The 15,718-nt window shown below is 55.7% G+C and carries 13 protein-coding genes; 4 read left to right on the forward strand and 9 right to left on the reverse strand.

What is annotated here, in order from left to right; genetic code table 11:
* From L3068_RS13990 to flhB, 4 genes are all read right to left on the reverse strand, one after another.
* A complete protein-coding gene (locus tag L3068_RS13990) occupies positions 1 to 1,584 on the reverse strand; it encodes an MFS transporter (protein ID WP_117580435.1) in 1,584 nt (527 codons plus the stop codon).
* 262 nt (positions 1,585 to 1,846) lie between these two features.
* A complete protein-coding gene (gene flhE / locus L3068_RS13995; protein ID WP_014884333.1) occupies positions 1,847 to 2,239 on the reverse strand; it encodes a flagellar protein FlhE in 393 nt (130 codons plus the stop codon).
* Positions 2,239 to 4,317 (reverse strand): flagellar biosynthesis protein FlhA, encoded by a 2,079-nt coding sequence (flhA, locus tag L3068_RS14000; RefSeq protein ID WP_014884334.1) that lies wholly within the window; start codon positions 4,315 to 4,317, stop codon positions 2,239 to 2,241. Before flhA ends, flhE begins: the two co-directional genes overlap by 1 nt.
* Entirely contained in the window at positions 4,310 to 5,458 is a 1,149-nt protein-coding gene (gene flhB, locus L3068_RS14005; RefSeq protein ID WP_117580437.1) for a flagellar biosynthesis protein FlhB, read from the reverse strand. Before flhB ends, flhA begins: the two co-directional genes overlap by 8 nt.
* A gap of 502 nt (positions 5,459 to 5,960) precedes the next feature.
* Between flhB and L3068_RS14010 the strand changes: the two genes are divergently transcribed.
* The 4 genes from L3068_RS14010 (at position 5,961) to L3068_RS14025 (ending at position 11,070) form a co-directional block, all read left to right on the forward strand.
* Positions 5,961 to 6,536 carry a fimbrial protein gene (locus L3068_RS14010; RefSeq protein ID WP_117580439.1) on the forward strand — a complete coding sequence of 192 codons (576 nt, stop codon included), beginning with the start codon at positions 5,961 to 5,963 and terminating at the stop codon, positions 6,534 to 6,536.
* A gap of 124 nt (positions 6,537 to 6,660) precedes the next feature.
* Positions 6,661 to 7,353 (forward strand): fimbrial biogenesis chaperone, encoded by a 693-nt coding sequence (locus L3068_RS14015; RefSeq protein ID WP_023330733.1) that lies wholly within the window; start codon positions 6,661 to 6,663, stop codon positions 7,351 to 7,353.
* An 89-nt stretch (positions 7,354 to 7,442) separates the two neighbouring features.
* Positions 7,443 to 9,917 carry a fimbria/pilus outer membrane usher protein gene (locus tag L3068_RS14020; protein ID WP_155017648.1) on the forward strand — a complete coding sequence of 825 codons (2,475 nt, stop codon included), beginning with the start codon at positions 7,443 to 7,445 and terminating at the stop codon, positions 9,915 to 9,917.
* Positions 9,907 to 11,070, forward strand: coding sequence for a fimbrial protein (locus L3068_RS14025; protein WP_023330735.1), 1,164 nt, complete (start codon positions 9,907 to 9,909; stop codon positions 11,068 to 11,070). Before L3068_RS14020 ends, L3068_RS14025 begins: the two co-directional genes overlap by 11 nt.
* A gap of 46 nt (positions 11,071 to 11,116) precedes the next feature.
* Here L3068_RS14025 and cheZ read toward each other — a convergent pair whose 3' ends face one another.
* Genes cheZ through tap form a run of 5 tightly spaced genes read right to left on the reverse strand, consistent with a single transcriptional unit; the run spans position 11,117 to position 15,712 of the window.
* On the reverse strand, positions 11,117 to 11,761 hold the full coding sequence (gene cheZ / locus L3068_RS14030) for a protein phosphatase CheZ (RefSeq protein WP_014884340.1): 645 nt from the start codon (positions 11,759 to 11,761) through the stop codon (positions 11,117 to 11,119).
* A 10-nt stretch (positions 11,762 to 11,771) separates the two neighbouring features.
* A complete protein-coding gene (gene cheY / locus L3068_RS14035) occupies positions 11,772 to 12,161 on the reverse strand; it encodes a chemotaxis response regulator CheY (protein WP_000763862.1) in 390 nt (129 codons plus the stop codon).
* 17 nt (positions 12,162 to 12,178) lie between these two features.
* The gene (locus L3068_RS14040) at positions 12,179 to 13,228 is read right to left on the reverse strand and encodes a protein-glutamate methylesterase/protein-glutamine glutaminase (RefSeq protein ID WP_014884341.1); all 1,050 of its coding nucleotides are present in this window, start codon (positions 13,226 to 13,228) and stop codon (positions 12,179 to 12,181) included.
* Entirely contained in the window at positions 13,225 to 14,091 is an 867-nt protein-coding gene (gene cheR, locus L3068_RS14045) for a protein-glutamate O-methyltransferase CheR (protein ID WP_014884342.1), read from the reverse strand. Before cheR ends, L3068_RS14040 begins: the two co-directional genes overlap by 4 nt.
* Before the next feature lie 19 nt (positions 14,092 to 14,110).
* A complete protein-coding gene (gene tap, locus L3068_RS14050; RefSeq protein WP_014884343.1) occupies positions 14,111 to 15,712 on the reverse strand; it encodes a methyl-accepting chemotaxis protein IV in 1,602 nt (533 codons plus the stop codon).
* Between the last annotated feature and the right edge of the window lie 6 nt (positions 15,713 to 15,718).

Consider the following 15,718-nt stretch of genomic DNA (forward strand, 5'->3'; position numbering starts at 1 on the left):
TTAACCTCTGTTGTATGTCGAATTCAGTACTGCACGATCCTTCAGCGAAGGTGCGGCTGGCTTATTGCGATTCAGATAACCGATGTTGTTATTACCCCACAGTGACGCATACGGCATACCGGCCAGCATCTCGACAGTGGCGCGGGCGTGCGGCGTCGCTGATTCCGGTATCGCATGACCCCACGCACGCATTTTCGCGGTCTCCTCGCGCAGCGTGCTGTGGGTCTGTAAATTCAGTCTGAAGCGCAGGGAAACGAGGAATCCGCAGAACAGCACCAGGAGGGTGCCCACACTCAGGATCATCAAAATGGTATGGCTCACTTCCGCAGGCTGCACTTTCTGACCGCTGACAAAGCCGGACATCTGCATCACGATGCCCACCAGCATCACCGCACCGGCCTGAGAGGCTTTACGGGTGAGGGTCATGATGCCGGCGAAGATCCCTTCGCGGCGCTGACCGGTGATCACTTCGTCCACATCAGCGATGTAGGTATAGGTATTCCACGGCACGTAGTTGATACCGCCGCGGCCAAGACCGGCAATGGCAGAAACCAGCAGCAGCAGAGAATAGATGTCGCTCAGCCCGGCATAATAGAGGACGGCGTAAGAAAGAGAGGCCAGGCCAAACAGTACCACCACCATGCGGTAGGACGGCGCAGGACCAAAGCGAATGCACAGCGGGATCATCCCGAGCACGGCGAGAAACTGGAAGATGGCCATCGTACCGAGCAGGTTAGAGGCCATTGAGGCTTCCTGCATCAGCACAAACACCACATAGTAGGTGAAGACCGCGTTAAATACATCCTGCGCAATGTAGCCGCCGAGATACATGCCCAGATGCTGGCGGAAAATTTTAATTCGCAGCGTAGAACTCAATTCCACGAACAGACGATTAAGGCTCTGGCCCAGCGTCAGCTTCTTCTTCTCTTCTTCAGCCCGCAGCGCCGCTTCGGACCATTCCTCACGCGGACGTTCCCAGGTAAAGCACCAGACGAAAATGAGCATCAGGGCGCACAGAACGGAGAAAACCAGGCTTGCATAGAAGAAGGAGACCGCATTGTCTTTACCGAAATGCGTGAGCAATATCCCGGGCAGAAAGGAGGCCAGAATGGCGGACATCTGCGCCATGGAAATACGCGCCCCGGAGAACTTGGTTTTCTGTTTGAAGTCATCGGTCATTTCCGGCACCAGCGTCTCGTACGGCACCAGAGTCATGGTGTAGACGATATCAAACACCAGATAAGTCAGCAGGTAATACCAGAAATTCATGTCCCCCACCCACATCAGCGAGTAGCTGAACACGCACGGGATCCCCAGCAGAATAAAGAATTTACGTCGACCAAAGCGCTTTCCGAGCCAGGTCGTACCGAAATTGTCCGTCAAAAACCCCATTAACGGACTGACAACGGCATCCAGCACCCGTGCCGCGGCAAAAATGAACGTTGCTTCAATCGGTGTGAGTCCACAGAAGGTGGTGTAAAAATACAAAAGCCAGGCCGCCGTCAGGGCGGTGGTACCCGCCCCGAGGAAATCACCTGACCCGTATGCAAGATAATTTGCGAGTCCAATTTTACGTGTTTTCATTGCCGTCAACCCTAATCAATGTTGGGAGACTCCCTGTAAGCAAACCTCGTCCGGGAGTTTTTACACGGCTACAGTAAAGGCATCGACTTCCTGATACCTTTCTGTTTCTGCCATCACGCAGGGGGTGAATGGCAAAAATGCAAAGAGTATCGTCACGCGTGTCACTGATTTATAAAACAGCGTTTCTTTTTCATCAAAAGGTGAGGTCAGTTTTGCGAGCCAGCCATCAGTATTCCCTGATGGCTGGTGAAAAAGCGGGCAGTTAGCGGTAGTTTACAATGACAGAATTGCTCTGCACTTTTAGCGCCGGGATCAAACGTCCCCCGCCCGGCACTTCCCAGATAAAACGCAAAGGTTCAATGGCGGGCACGCCGTTGAACGCCTGCGTCGTGCCATTCTCTCCGTCGATTTCCGTACAGCGACTCTGGGAGCAGAGCCGCACCCGCAGTCCGGCTGGCGTTGGGCCAATCAGTCTGTAATTCCAGACCACCATCCCCATCAGACCGGAAACCGCTTCAGAGGGCGACAGCGGAGTAGAAGACATGGCGACACCCCGGTTGCTCAGGGTCACGCCCATGCTGCTTGCCTGCCAGGCGCCTTCCCCGGCCGCCTGTGCCGCCAGCGGGAAGAGCATAATCCAAAGCCATTTAGCCATTATTTTCCTCCAATCGTCGCCGTCATGCGGATATGACGGTTATCCGACAACTCCATATTCGACAGCACCACCAGCTGGTTCAGGCTGCGACGCAGGAAGCGCGACAGCAGCGGACGCAGCGCATGGTTGACCAGCAGCACCGGTGGCGCCCCCAGCATCTCCTGACGTGCCAGCGCCTCCTGGGTCTGCTCCAGCAGGCGATCCGCCAGACCTGGCTCCAGGCCGCCCCCGCCCTGCAGAGCCTGCAGCAGCAGACGTTCAAGCGGCGTGTCGAGGCCAATCACCTGCACTTCTCCGGTTCCCGGGAACCACTGCTGCGTGATTGCGCGCCCCAGCGCCACGCGCACCACCGCCGTCAGCTCGTGCGGATCGCTTTGCAGCGGCGCATGCTCGGCAAGGGTTTCCAGAATGGTTCGCATATCGCGAATCGGCACTTTTTCCTCGAGCAGGTTTTGCAGCACCTTGTGCAGCGTGGTTAACGTCAGCACGCCCGGGACCAGATCTTCCGTCAGCTTCGGCATCTCCTGCGTCACGCGGTCGAGAAGCTGCTGCGCTTCCTGACGACCAAACAGCTCTGCCGAGAATTGCCCAATCAGATGATTAAGATGGGTTGCCACCACGGTACTGGCTTCGACTACCGTATACCCCTGGATTTGCGCCTGCTCTTTCAGCGCACTTTCAATCCAGATGGCCGCCAGACCAAAGGCCGGATCGACGGTTTGCTCGCCCGGCAGCGTGCCTGCCGCGGTGCCAGGGTTAATGGCCAGCCAGCGACCCGGGTAGGCATCACCGCTGCCAATTTCGACCCCTTTCATCAGAATACGGTAGCGTGCAGGCGGCAGATCCATATTGTCACGGATGTGAACCACCGGCGGCAGGAAGCCCATATCCTGAGCGAATTTTTTACGGATACTGCGGATACGGCCAAGCAGCTCGCCATCCTGCTGAAAATCCACCATCGGGATCAGGCGATACCCCACTTCCATTCCCAGGGAATCTTCCAGCTGCACGTCGTTCCACGTCGCCTCGACGGCCTGAGTATTCTCCGGCATTTTCACCGGAACCGGATCCGCCGCAGGTTGGGTTTCACGGCCACGCATCCACCAGGCCAGCCCCAGCAGACCCGCCGTAAACAGCAGGAAGACGAGGTTTGGCATGCCCGGTACCAGACCAAGCAAACCCAGTACGGCAGCGGCCAGCAGCATTACGCGCGGGTTACTGAAGAGCTGGCCAACCATCTGCTCGCCAACGTCCTGATCGGTACTCACGCGGGTGACAATCACGCCCGCCGCCGTTGAGATGACCAGCGCCGGGATCTGCGCGACCAGACCATCACCAATAGTCAGCAGCGTGTAGCTTTCCGCCGCGTGGCCCATGTCCATGCCGTGCTGCAATACCCCCACCAGCAGGCCGCCCACCACGTTAATCACCATGATCAGAATGCCCGCGATGGCATCACCGCGCACAAACTTACTCGCACCGTCCATGGATCCGTAGAAGTCCGCTTCCTGAGTGACTTCCGCACGGCGTTTTTTGGCTTCATCTTCCGCGATTAACCCGGCATTCAGATCGGCGTCGATCGCCATCTGCTTGCCCGGCATCCCGTCCAGCACAAAACGGGCGCCCACTTCCGCAATACGCCCGGCACCTTTGGTGATAACCATAAAGTTGATGATCACGAGGATAACGAACACCACGATACCGATAGCGAAATTACCGCCGACCAGGAAGTGGCCGAAGGCCTCCACCACTTTACCTGCTGCTGCCGCGCCGGTGTGTCCTTCCATCAGAATGATACGCGTGGACGCCACGTTCAGCGCCAGTCGCAGCAGAGTGGTAAACAGCAGAATGGTCGGGAACGCGGCAAACTCCAGGGTCCGCTGAGTGAACATCGCCACCAGCAACACCATAATGGAGAGCGCAATATTAAACGTGAACAGCAGATCGAGGATGAATGCCGGGAGCGGCAGAACCATCATCGACAAAATTAACAGGATGAGAATCGGCCCGGCGAGGATCTGCCATTGGGTCGATTTCAGGTTGCCGGGCAGGCGCAACATTGCCACCAGATTAGCCATCAGTGTCCTTCTCGTTCATAAAATCCAGCGCGGCAGGCACCGGAAGGTTCTCAGGTTTCACAGGCCGTTGACCCCCGGCCAGACGCCAGCGTTTCAACTGCCATACCCAGGCCAGCACTTCCGCCACCGCGGCGTAGAGTTGTCCCGGGATCTGTTGTCCGATTTCCGCATGGCGGTATAAGGCACGCGCCAGCGGTGGAGCTTCCAGGATCGGCACGCGGTTTTCGGTGCCAATTTCCCGGATACGAAGTGCGATCAGCCCCGCCCCTTTCGCCACCACTTTCGGCGCGCTCATGTTGTTTTCGTCGTAGCGCAAGGCAACGGAATAGTGTGTCGGGTTGGTGACGATGACATCCGCCTTCGGCACATCCTCCATCATGCGCCGACGAGCGGCAGCACGCTGCATCTGACGGATACGCCCTTTAACGTGCGGGTCACCTTCCATCTGCTTATATTCGTCACGGATATCCTGACGTGACATCCGCAGTTTCTTGAAATGGCTATAAAGCTGGAAGATAACGTCAAAACCGACCATCGGGATAATGCTGAGCACCACCAGCAGCGCGCAGAGTCCAACCAGATTCAGGGCGTTACTCATGGCAGTAAGGGGCGACTCGCTGATGAGGCGCATCATTTCGGGCCAGTGATACCAGAGGAAGAACCCGGCAGAACTGCCCATCAGCACCGATTTGAGAATAGCCTTGAGCAGCTCGGCCCCGGTCTGCGCCGAAAACATTTTCGCAATGCCCGGCAGTGGGTTCAGCTTCGAAAATTTGGGCTGCAGTGATTTTCCGCTAAACACCAGACCGCCCAGCATGACTGGAGAGACCAGCGCCACCAGCACCACGCCGGTAATTAAGGGCAGCAGCGCAACCATGGCCCCTTTTATTAACTGAATAATCTGGCTGAGGATCAGATTCGGATCATTGACCATACTGTGGTCAAAACGTAAGCCAGTTGAGAGCATTCCCGCCAGCTTGCGGGCGAGCGACTCCCCACCCCACCAGATAATGCACACCCCTACGACAAGGATCAGCAGGGAGGTCAATTCTCGGGATCGGGGGATCTGCCCTTCCTCACGCGCTTTTTCAAGTCGGTGGGGTGTGGGGGCTTCCGTTTTGTCGTCGTTCTCTTCTGCCACAGTGCATGCTCAGCCCATTACGTCACCGTTATCTTGCCACGGGAGGTTATCGCCAATGGGTAGATAAACCCCTATAATCATGCCCTGTTAACCACTTTAACGATTAAACGCTGTAGCGAGGCTGTTTGCCGTTCAAAAAACGCACAACTCAGGTTTGGTAATCACTTTTTAATACTGATTATTTTTTAAAAGTGTTTTTAATAAAAATAAATATAAAATTTTTAAAAACTGAGTTGGCCTGTTTCACCATCAAAATACGTCTATTTTTTGATCAAAATATACTTATGGATAATATTAAATCGAAAAAATTATAATTGATTTATATCAATGATGGTTTTTCTCCAGCATTAAAATATTTTTCATGGCGGTTATAATAATTAATATTAATCTTGACCCGCAATTACTTGAAGGAAATTACCCGCTATACTTCTGCACGGTGTCAATTGAGCCAAAATATTAAATTGAATACCTAACGTGTTTTTAAACTCAGGAGTTTTTGCAGATGGATTTCAAAAATAACTTTATGGCTGGCGCAGTACTTGCGGCCATTTCGATGGGCAGTTTTGCTGACGAAATGAATGCGGGGACGGTCCACTTTACGGGAGAAATTATTGAACCGAGCTGCACCATTCAGGGTGATAGCGGCACGGACAGTACGGTCCCTCTGGGGACGTACCCTAAATCTCTTTTTAAGGCGGTCGGAACTGAATCTTCCCTGACCCCGTTCTCGATTACGCTCGCAAACTGCCCGGTAAAGAGCGATGGGCTGCCGGCAGTACAGCTCACCTTTAACGGCACGACGACCCTGACCAATACCTCTACGCTGCTGGATGTCAGCAAAATCACCACCACCGGTGAGACCGCCGCCACCGGTATCGGCGTCGCCGTTAGCCCGGCGGGCAAAGACACTCAACTTATCACCATGGATGGGGCAGAAGGACAGGTTTATATTCAACTGGCCACCCGTACTACCGATACCATTAAAGCCGACTTTAACGCCCGCTATAAGTCATTTGCCGCAACGGTGACCGCTGGCCCTGCCGATGCGGATATGACGGTGAATATTTTATACCGTTAATACCTGTTTATCTAATATTCAGCATGCCACTGATTAGATAATGACACGTAATGCGTCATGCTCCGATAATAGTCCGAAAGCGGACTATTATCATTATTTCAACCTGCTCCAATAAGGGTTTCCCGTGCGCACATCCCTGCTGTTTTTATTATGCCTTCCCGTTATAACAAGTTCGTTTTGTCACGCCGCGGGAATACAAATCGGCCGCACCCGCATAATTTACGATGCTGCAAAAAAGGAAGTTGCCCTGCCGCTTACGAACAGTGAAAAAGAATTGCCCTGGCTGATCCAGACCTGGACAGACACTGGCGATGGCAAAACGCGTGGGCCCTTTATTGTCACTCCCCCCCTCTTTCGACTCGATCCTCAAAAAGAGCAAAGCCTGCGAATCACCTGGAACGGCAGCCCGTTACCGAAAGACAAAGAGACGCTGTTTTATTTGAATGTCCGCACGGTGCCCGCAACCGCCGCAGAGGATGCCGATAAAAACGTGCTACGACTCATCTACAAAACGCGACTGAAGCTGTTCTGGCGTCCCGTGGGGCTCAACGGGACGCCAGGCGAGTCCTGCAAGAATCTGCGCTTCGTTCGCCAGGGCCAGCAGCTGACGGTGATAAACGACAGTGCGTTTTACACCGTTTTTGACTCTCTCTCGCTAGGCTCGCAGAAGCTCGAAAGCGCCGATATGGTGGGGCCAGCATCACGCGTTGATATCCCTCTTCCCGACGCTGCACCGGCGAATGACGTCAGTTGGCGGTGCATTACCGATTACGGCAATGCCTCCGAAAAATACACGTTCCATCTGACCAGGGGATAAACGACAGAATGATTGCAGGACGTAATTTCTTGCCTGTTGGGGGAACCTTTCGGCTGAATTCGGTTACCCGCTGTCTGGCGAGTACCCTGATGTTAATGATTTTTTCCGCAGATGCCCGGGAGTATCTCTTTTCCCCTTCCTCACTCGAAGGGGACATGCTGACGCAGCAGGATATCGACCTCTCGCTTTTTACAAAATCGAACGCCCAGTTGCCCGGCACCTACTCTTCCGTCATCACAATCAACGATCGCAGGCTGAAGGATGCCAACATTCGCTACGTCAGCAGATCTGACGGGCGCCTGATCCCCCAATTGAGCCCCGCGATGCTGCGCGCCTGGGGCATTAATATCGACCGTTATCCTCCGTTGCTGAAGCGTCCGGCGGAGGAAACGCTCCCAAACTCGCTGGATAACTATATTCCACAGGCATCTGCGGAGCTTGATTTCTCAACAATGACGCTTAGGTTGAGCATCCCCCAGGCCGCGCTGGCTGATAACGGTCGCGATTTTATCGATCCCTCGCGCTGGGACGATGGTGTTCCCGTCCTGTTCAGCGATTATTCGCTGTCGGGCTCGCAAAGCAAAGAAGATCGCGAGGACAGCACAGAAAGCCGCTATCTGAATTTGCGTACCGGGGCGAACCTGGGCGGCTGGCGTCTTCGAAACTACTCAACGTGGAGCAAATCGGACGGCGATTCACAGTGGGATAACATCAACACGTTCCTGCAGCACGACATCGACGCGCTGAGAGCGCAGTTCACCGCGGGCGAGAGCAGCACGCGCGGCGAAGTGTTCGACAGCCTGCAGTATCGGGGCGTCAATCTCGCCACGGACGAAGAAATGTTGCCCTATAGCCAACGCGGCTATGCACCGGTCATTCGCGGCGTCGCCAGTTCGAATGCGGTCGTCTCGGTGCGCCAGAACGGATATCTCATCTACCAGCAGAACGTAGCCCCCGGAGCGTTTGAGATCAACGACCTTTACTCCACCACCAACAGCGGCGACCTGGAAGTGACGGTGAAAGAGGCCGACGGCACCGAACATCACTTTACTCAACCCTACTCAAGCATCGCCATTATGCAGCGCCCGGGACACATGAAGTATGAATTGACGGCGGGCCGTTATCGCACAGACAGCGGGAGTGACCAAAAGGAGCCCGACTTCCTTCAGGGGAGCGTCATCTACGGCGTCAACAATCTGCTGACCTGGTTTGGTGGGCTAACCCTTTCGCAAGACTATAATGCCCTCAATACGGGCGCTGGCATCGCGCTGGGGCCGCTGGGTTCGCTCTCTACAGACGTCACCGCCGCCGATACCACGCTTGACGACGGCAGCAAGCATGTCGGCCAGTCCTGGCGCGTACTCTATTCGGGGAAAATTGACGCCACCGATACCAATTTCACGCTTGGCAGTTATCGCTACTCGAGTCGCGGGTATTACAGCTTTGCTGACGCTAATCAGAAGCAGGACGGACACGATAACGATTTGCTCTTCCGCTATAACAAACGCAACCGCGTTCAGGCCAGTATCAGCCAGAACCTTGCTGGCGTCAGTCTCTATCTTAACGGCTACCAGCAGGACTACTGGGGGACGTCGAAAAAAGAACGCAGCCTGTCGTTAGGCTTTAACACCGTTCTGTCTGGGGTGAGTTATCACCTGGCATATACCTACAGTAAAACGAACGACGAGGAGGCCGACCGGATGGTCTCCTTCGGCTTTAGCGTGCCGCTAACTCGCTGGCTCCCCCGCGCGTGGAGTAGCTATAACATCAGCAACACCAAAAATGGCTACACCCGACACAATATCGGCGTCAACGGAACGCTGCTGGACGACGAACGTTTAAGCTATTCGCTGCAGCAAAGCCATTCTAATCACGATGGGGAGGATACCAGCAGCGTATATGGTACCTATCGTTCTCAATACGCCAACCTGAATGCCGGTTATTACGCCTCTTCCGGCAGCGCGGAGCAGATGAACTACGGGATCAGCGGGGCCATTGTTGCACACCCGCGCGGCGTTACGCTGGCGCAGCCGTTAGGGAGCCAGTTTGCCATTGTCAATGCCAACGGCGCCTCCGGTGTACGCTTCCAGAACCAGCAGGGTATTCAGACAGACTGGCTGGGTAACGCCGTTATCCCGTCCCTGACGCCGTATCAGGAAAATGCGATTCGTATCGACACCGCAAGCCTGCCCGAAAACGTGGAGAGCAGCGATACGTCAATCCGGGTGATCCCTTCACGTAATGCCGCCGTTGAAAGCCGATTCGATGCGCACGTGGGTTATCGAATGCTGATCGCGTTAACCCGCCCCGGCAATCAACGCGTCCCCTTTGGCGCAATCGTCACCAGCGCGAACGCGGACCTGAGCGGCATCGTGGACGATACCAGCACGGTATACCTGGCCGGCGTCGGCGAGCCCACACAGCTCACGGTGAAATGGGGAAAAGCGCCAGACCAACAGTGCGTCGCCCATATTTTACAGCAGGCAGAGGGATACACGGAGAGCCCTAACGGTATCCGTTCAACCCGCGCGCTTTGTCAGCAGGAAACAGCTTATGCTCACTAAAATGAAAAGACGAACCCTTACGGTTTCTCTGACCAGCACGCTGATGCTGGTATCAACGGGGGCTTTCGGCGCCGTCACGGTACTCAAAAATTGTTTCGGAGCCCCACAGACGTATTCCATTGATTACCATCATGAATTTACGTCGACGGAAAACGTTGCAAACAACGATTATGATATTCCGGGTCACCTGGTCGGCGCAGGTGCCGACCTGGAAGCAAACTGCACGTGCCCGGGAAACATGTTTTCGTCAAGCACCGTCTACGAAAAAACCCTGGCTGGCAGCCCCCTTAACCCCGGCACCAGCGGTACTGGCTATCTTACGGATAAAATTGATGCCCACATTACTGGCTATGCGGATGCGATTAACTCCCCGGACGGCAGCTCGCTCACCCCAATCCCGATCAATGAGTACCCGACCCCGCGGGGAAATATGCTTACCGTGCTCGAATCGAGCCTGTCTAAAACAGAAGAAGAAAGCGACGTATGCAGCAATGACTCCCGGCCTGACGGTGGTGCCGCATCGAAACGCAAGTTTCGCTGGAACGTCGTGGCCGTGCTGCTGCACATAAAAAAACCGATACTGGGTGAAGAGGTGATCCCGGCGACGCTCATCGCCCAAAACTACGCCTGCCTTTATATTGGCACCGGTGGAAGCTGCGACGCCACTCAGGCAGAACACGTCTCTGATATCTGGTTTGGCGGCACCCTTTCTGCACCGCTGAGCTGCACCATCAACGCAGGCAGCACGATTGAAGTCCAGTTTGGCAGCATCGTCAGTAAACAGTTTACCCGCAAAGGGCAACCGCCTCAGGGCTATGCCCTAAAAAGCGTCGATATTAACTACCACTGTGACGATAACGCCGTTGGTAATAATGACCGGATAAAGCTCACCCTGACGGCCGACCAGGGCATAGTGGATAGCAGTACGCCCTACATTGCTAAGCTGCTTGAAAGGGACGATCTGGGCGTGCGGGTGTACGACGAAAATAGCCAGAACGTGGCGCTGGATGGGACTTATGCATTTCCAGTAAATCTGGACGAGCAGGGAAACGGCAGCGTTAAAATACAGGCGGTTCCCGTCAGCACCACGGATGCCACGCCCGCACCGGGGAGCTTCGAAGGAAACGTCACGGTGAAGATGGATCTGCGCTAGAACAGACCCTCAGGTTACGCAGGCAACCTGAGGGTAACGGCACCAATCAGAAGCCGAGGCTGTCCAGCAGATCGTCAACCTGATCCTGGCTTGCCACCACGCCCGCTTTGCTGGCGTCGAGCTGTGGGCCATTGAGCAGGCTTTCGTTCTCGCGTTTTGGACGGGCTGCCGGTTCCGGGATGTTCTCCAGCAGAACCATCAGCAGCTGGCGTTCAATCTCCTGAATCACATCCATCATGCGCTTGATCACCTGACCCGTCAGGTCCTGGAAATCTTGCGCCATCATGATATCCAGCAGTTGGGCGTTGGTGAAGCTGGTGTGGCCCGGCACATCCCCCAGGAACTGACGGGTATCGGTCACCAGCTCACGGGCATTCGCCAGCTCGATCGGGTTCTCGAACCACTCGTCCCAGCGTTGGGTCAGCGCTTTCGCGCCTTTTTCCATCGCATCCTGATGGGGCTGCGACGCTTCAACGCTGTTCAGCGCACGTTCTGCCGCCTGGGCGGTCATCTGCACAACGTAGTCCAGACGATCTCGCGCGTCAGGAATCGCTTCCGCCGCTTCCGCAATCGCCTGATCCAGACCCAGCTCACGCAGGCTGTCACGCAGCATGCGCGTCAGACTGCCAATACGGACGATGATATCGCTCGGCGAGTGTTCTTCAACGGGTTTCATAGCAGGTTGCAACATTTCCATCACCTCACATGCCGAGTTTCTCGAAGATCTTACCGAGCTTCTCTTCCAGGGTTGCCGCGGTGAATGGCTTCACCACATAGCCGCTTGCGCCCGCCTGTGCAGCAGCAATGATGTTCTCTTTTTTCGCTTCTGCGGTGACCATCAGAACCGGCAAGGACGCCATTCCCGCATCGGCACGAATGGTTTTCAGCAGCTCCAGACCGTCCATGTTTGGCATGTTCCAGTCGGAGATAACAAAACCAAACCCACCCGCCTGCAGTTTGTTCAGCGCATCAACGCCGTCTTCTGCTTCTTCAACGTTGTTGAAGCCCAGCTCTTTCAGCAGGTTGCGCACAATGCGACGCATGGTGGAAAAGTCATCCACAACCAAAAACTTAAGCTCTTTATCCGCCATAAAATAATACTCCTGAGTCAAATACGTATTGCCTGTCCGGCACTGATTTTCGCCAGCATCTGCTGGCTTACCTGGCTAAGATCGACCACTTCGCTCACGCCACCCATATTGATGGCCTCGCGCGGCATGCCGAACACCACACAACTTGCTTCATTCTGCGCAATCGTCCAGGCGCCAGCCTGGTGCATTGCAAGCATTCCGGCGGCACCATCGTTGCCCATCCCCGTCAGGATCACCCCAACGGCGTTGCGCCCCGCATGTTTCGCCACCGAATGAAACAGCACATCCACCGACGGACGGTGCCGGTTGACCGGCGGTCCGTCATGAATTTTGATTTGATAGTTTGCACCGCTGCGCGCCAGCTCCATATGCTTATCACCCGGGGCGATATAGGCATGTCCCGGAAGCACGCGCTCGCCGTCTTCCGCCTCTTTCACGCTGATCTGACACAGCTTATTCAGGCGTTCGGCGAACGAGCGGGTAAAGCCTGGCGGCATATGCTGGGTAATCAGAATACCCGGACTTGAAAGCGGCAATGGCTGGAGTACATGACGAATTGCCTCTGTTCCTCCGGTTGACGCCCCAATCACCAGCAGTTTTTCCGAGCTGAGTAACGGGCCGGCCTTCAGGGTTGCCGGGGCGGCCATTGGCTTATGGGCCGCCAGTTTTGCCCGCGATGCGGTACGAATTTTCTCCGCGATCATCTCGCTATACGCCAGCATCCCCTCGCGAATACCGAGCTGCGGTTTGGTGACAAAATCTACCGCCCCCAGCTCCAGCGCGCGCAGGGTGATTTCCGATCCTTTCCCGGTCAGGGAGGAGACCATCACCACCGGCATCGGCCGCAGCCGCATCAATTTCTCCAGGAAATCGATGCCATCCATGCGCGGCATCTCGACATCCAGCGTGAGCACGTCGGGGTTATATTTTTTAATTAAATCCCGCGCGACCAGCGGATCGGGCGCCGTTGCTACCATCTCCATGTCGCTGTGGCTATTGATGATTTCAGTCATGATCTGACGCATCAGCGCTGAATCGTCGACAGACAATACCCTGATTTTACTCATGCTTTTTCCTTACTCAGCGCATATACCGTTTGCCCACGCAGGCTAAACTCTCGCGCGAGGTTGCTGAAGTTTTCCGAGTGCCCGGCAAACAGTAAACCGTCAGGCTTGAGCAACGGAACAAACCGACGCAGAATGTCCTGTTGCGTCGTTTTATCAAAATAAATCATGACGTTACGGCAAAAAATGGCGTCGAATGGCCCCGGCACGTTGTACTGCTTGTCCAGCAGGTTAACGGGCGCGAATTCGACGCAATTCGCCAGCTCCTGGCGTACGCGTACCAGGCCTTCATGCGGGCCTGTCCCACGCATGAAATATCGCTGCAACTGCTGCGGCGACAGCGTTTTCAGTTCGTCCTGGCGATACACGCCGTTGCGCGCCTTCTCCAGCACCTCGGTGTCAATATCGCTGGCGTAAACCTTCCAGCGCCCGGGCGCCATCCCAAGCGTGTCGGCAAGTGTGATTGCCAGCGAGTAGGGCTCTTCACCGGTCGAGGCGGCCGCACTCCAGACGCGATACTCCCCGGTACGACGCCGCGCGTGCTCGGCCAGTACCGGGAAGTGGTGGGCTTCGCGGAAAAAGGCCGTCAGGTTAGTGGTTAACGAGTTGATAAAAGCCTGCCACTCTGCGCTGTTCTGGTTGGCTTCGAGCATGCTCAGATAGCGACCAAAATCATCCAGCCCCAGCGTACGCAAGCGCCGCACCAGACGGTTGTAGACCATGTCCCGCTTATGATCCGCAAGCACGATCCCTGCACGCTGGTAGATTAACTGACATATCCGACGAAAATGCGCGTCGGACAGCGCGAGGCGCTGTGTCATCTGCAACAATAATGACGTTTGCCCAGGGGGCATTGGTGATGTCATAGCGCCTTCTTAATTACATTCAGGATACAACTGGCACGGCCTGCGACCGCCCGACTTCTGTTACTGCTTCAACGTGCTCTTTCACATTAAATACCGCGACCAGCCCGGTGAGACGATCCGCCTGGCTGGCCAGCTGATCGGTTGCCGCTGCCGCTTCCTCAACTAACGAGGCATTCTGTTGCGTCACCTGATCCATCTGGCTGACGGCCTGAGCAACCTGCTCAATGCCGCGACGCTGTTCGTCCGACGCAGACGCAATCTCGCCCATGATGTCGTTAACCCGCGTGACGGAGGTGACGATTTCATGCATGGTATGCGCCGCCGTATCCACCAGGGCTGAGCCTTGCTGGACGCGTGATACCGACTCTTCAATCAGGACCTTAATCTCTTTCGCCGCGTTGGCGCTGCGGCTGGCCAGGTTACGCACTTCCCCCGCCACGACCGCAAACCCACGCCCCTGTTCACCGGCGCGCGCCGCTTCAACCGCGGCATTCAGCGCCAGAATGTTGGTCTGGAACGCGATACCGTCGATCACGCTGATGATGTCACCAATCTTTTGCGAGCTGGTGGCAATCTCCTGCATGGTGCTGGCAACGTGAGAGGCCTGATCGCCCCCTTTTTTCGCCGTCATTGCCGCCTGTTTTGACAGGTCAGACGCCTGACGCGCGTTATCGGCGTTCTGGCTGACCGTTGCGGTCAGCTGCTCCATGCTGGCCGCCGTCTGCGCCAGCGAGGCCGCCTGCTGCTCGGTGCGGGAAGAGAGATCGTTGTTGCCTGCCGCAATCTCTGAGATCCCGGTGTGCATGGCATAACTGCCCTGACGCACATCGGAGACGGTTTCCCGCAGGGCACCCTGCATCGCCTTCAGGCTGGCAAAGATCGCCGAAATTTCGTTCTTACCGAACACCGCCACCGGACGCGCCAGATCGCCCTTCGCAATACTGTCGAAGTGGCTGCTGATAATCGCCAGCGGCTGCACAATCATTTTGCGTGACCAGAGCAGTGCCCCACCGGTCAGTAGCCCCGCCAGAATCACGACGACGCCAAAGATCACACCCGACATGTGATAGCTGATACGGCTGTCTTCCTCTGCACGTTGAACAGACTGGTTAATATCCTGCTGCCACGCGTTAAAGCTGCCGTCGAACGCATCCTGTGAGGCCTGCACCGGCGCGGTCATAAAGTCCGAGAGCTGGTTGTTCTCAAGCCAGGTCGCCTGGTGGTCCAGATCGCTGTACCACTGTTCAAAGTTCTTCTTCATGGCGGCTTTCAGCGCGTGCTCTTTCTCGCTGCCCGCCGCCTGCGCCGTGAAAGCGTTAAACTGTGCGCCAGCCTGTTTCAGGCTGCTTCGCGCGGTGGCCATAAGCGCTTTAATGTCATCCGGCGGATAGCTCAGCGCGGTTAAGGTGCCCGCCTTGTTCAGCGCAGTGCTTGCCTGCAACAGCACGGCACGCGTTTGTGCCAGTGCGGAGCGCTGCTGATTACTCGCCTCAACATCCTGCAAATTCTGATAGCCATCGCGAAACGCCCAAAAAGACAACCCGTTACTGCCAACCTGCAACACACCGCAAAGGATCAGAATCAAAAACAGTGTGGTCGAGATACGAATACGATTTAACATCCACGC

It is taken from the genome of Enterobacter cloacae complex sp. ECL414 (genome assembly GCF_021869685.1).
GTDB classification, from domain to species: Bacteria; Pseudomonadota; Gammaproteobacteria; order Enterobacterales; family Enterobacteriaceae; genus Enterobacter; species Enterobacter kobei.

What these genes read in the sequence shown, in the direction of transcription:
- L3068_RS13990 (WP_117580435.1), bottom strand. Translation starts at nt 1,584, where the DNA reads ATGAAAACACGTAAAATTGGACTCGCAAATTATCTTGCATACGGGTCA.
- flhE (WP_014884333.1), bottom strand. Translation starts at nt 2,239, where the DNA reads ATGGCTAAATGGCTTTGGATTATGCTCTTCCCGCTGGCGGCACAGGCG.
- flhA (WP_014884334.1), bottom strand. Translation starts at nt 4,317, where the DNA reads ATGGCTAATCTGGTGGCAATGTTGCGCCTGCCCGGCAACCTGAAATCG.
- L3068_RS14010 (WP_117580439.1), top strand. Translation starts at nt 5,961, where the DNA reads ATGGATTTCAAAAATAACTTTATGGCTGGCGCAGTACTTGCGGCCATT.
- L3068_RS14020 (WP_155017648.1), top strand. Translation starts at nt 7,443, where the DNA reads ATGTTAATGATTTTTTCCGCAGATGCCCGGGAGTATCTCTTTTCCCCT.
- L3068_RS14025 (WP_023330735.1), top strand. Translation starts at nt 9,907, where the DNA reads ATGCTCACTAAAATGAAAAGACGAACCCTTACGGTTTCTCTGACCAGC.
- cheZ (WP_014884340.1), bottom strand. Translation starts at nt 11,761, where the DNA reads ATGTTGCAACCTGCTATGAAACCCGTTGAAGAACACTCGCCGAGCGAT.
- cheY (WP_000763862.1), bottom strand. Translation starts at nt 12,161, where the DNA reads ATGGCGGATAAAGAGCTTAAGTTTTTGGTTGTGGATGACTTTTCCACC.
- L3068_RS14040 (WP_014884341.1), bottom strand. Translation starts at nt 13,228, where the DNA reads ATGAGTAAAATCAGGGTATTGTCTGTCGACGATTCAGCGCTGATGCGT.
- cheR (WP_014884342.1), bottom strand. Translation starts at nt 14,091, where the DNA reads ATGACATCACCAATGCCCCCTGGGCAAACGTCATTATTGTTGCAGATG.
- tap (WP_014884343.1), bottom strand. Translation starts at nt 15,712, where the DNA reads ATGTTAAATCGTATTCGTATCTCGACCACACTGTTTTTGATTCTGATC.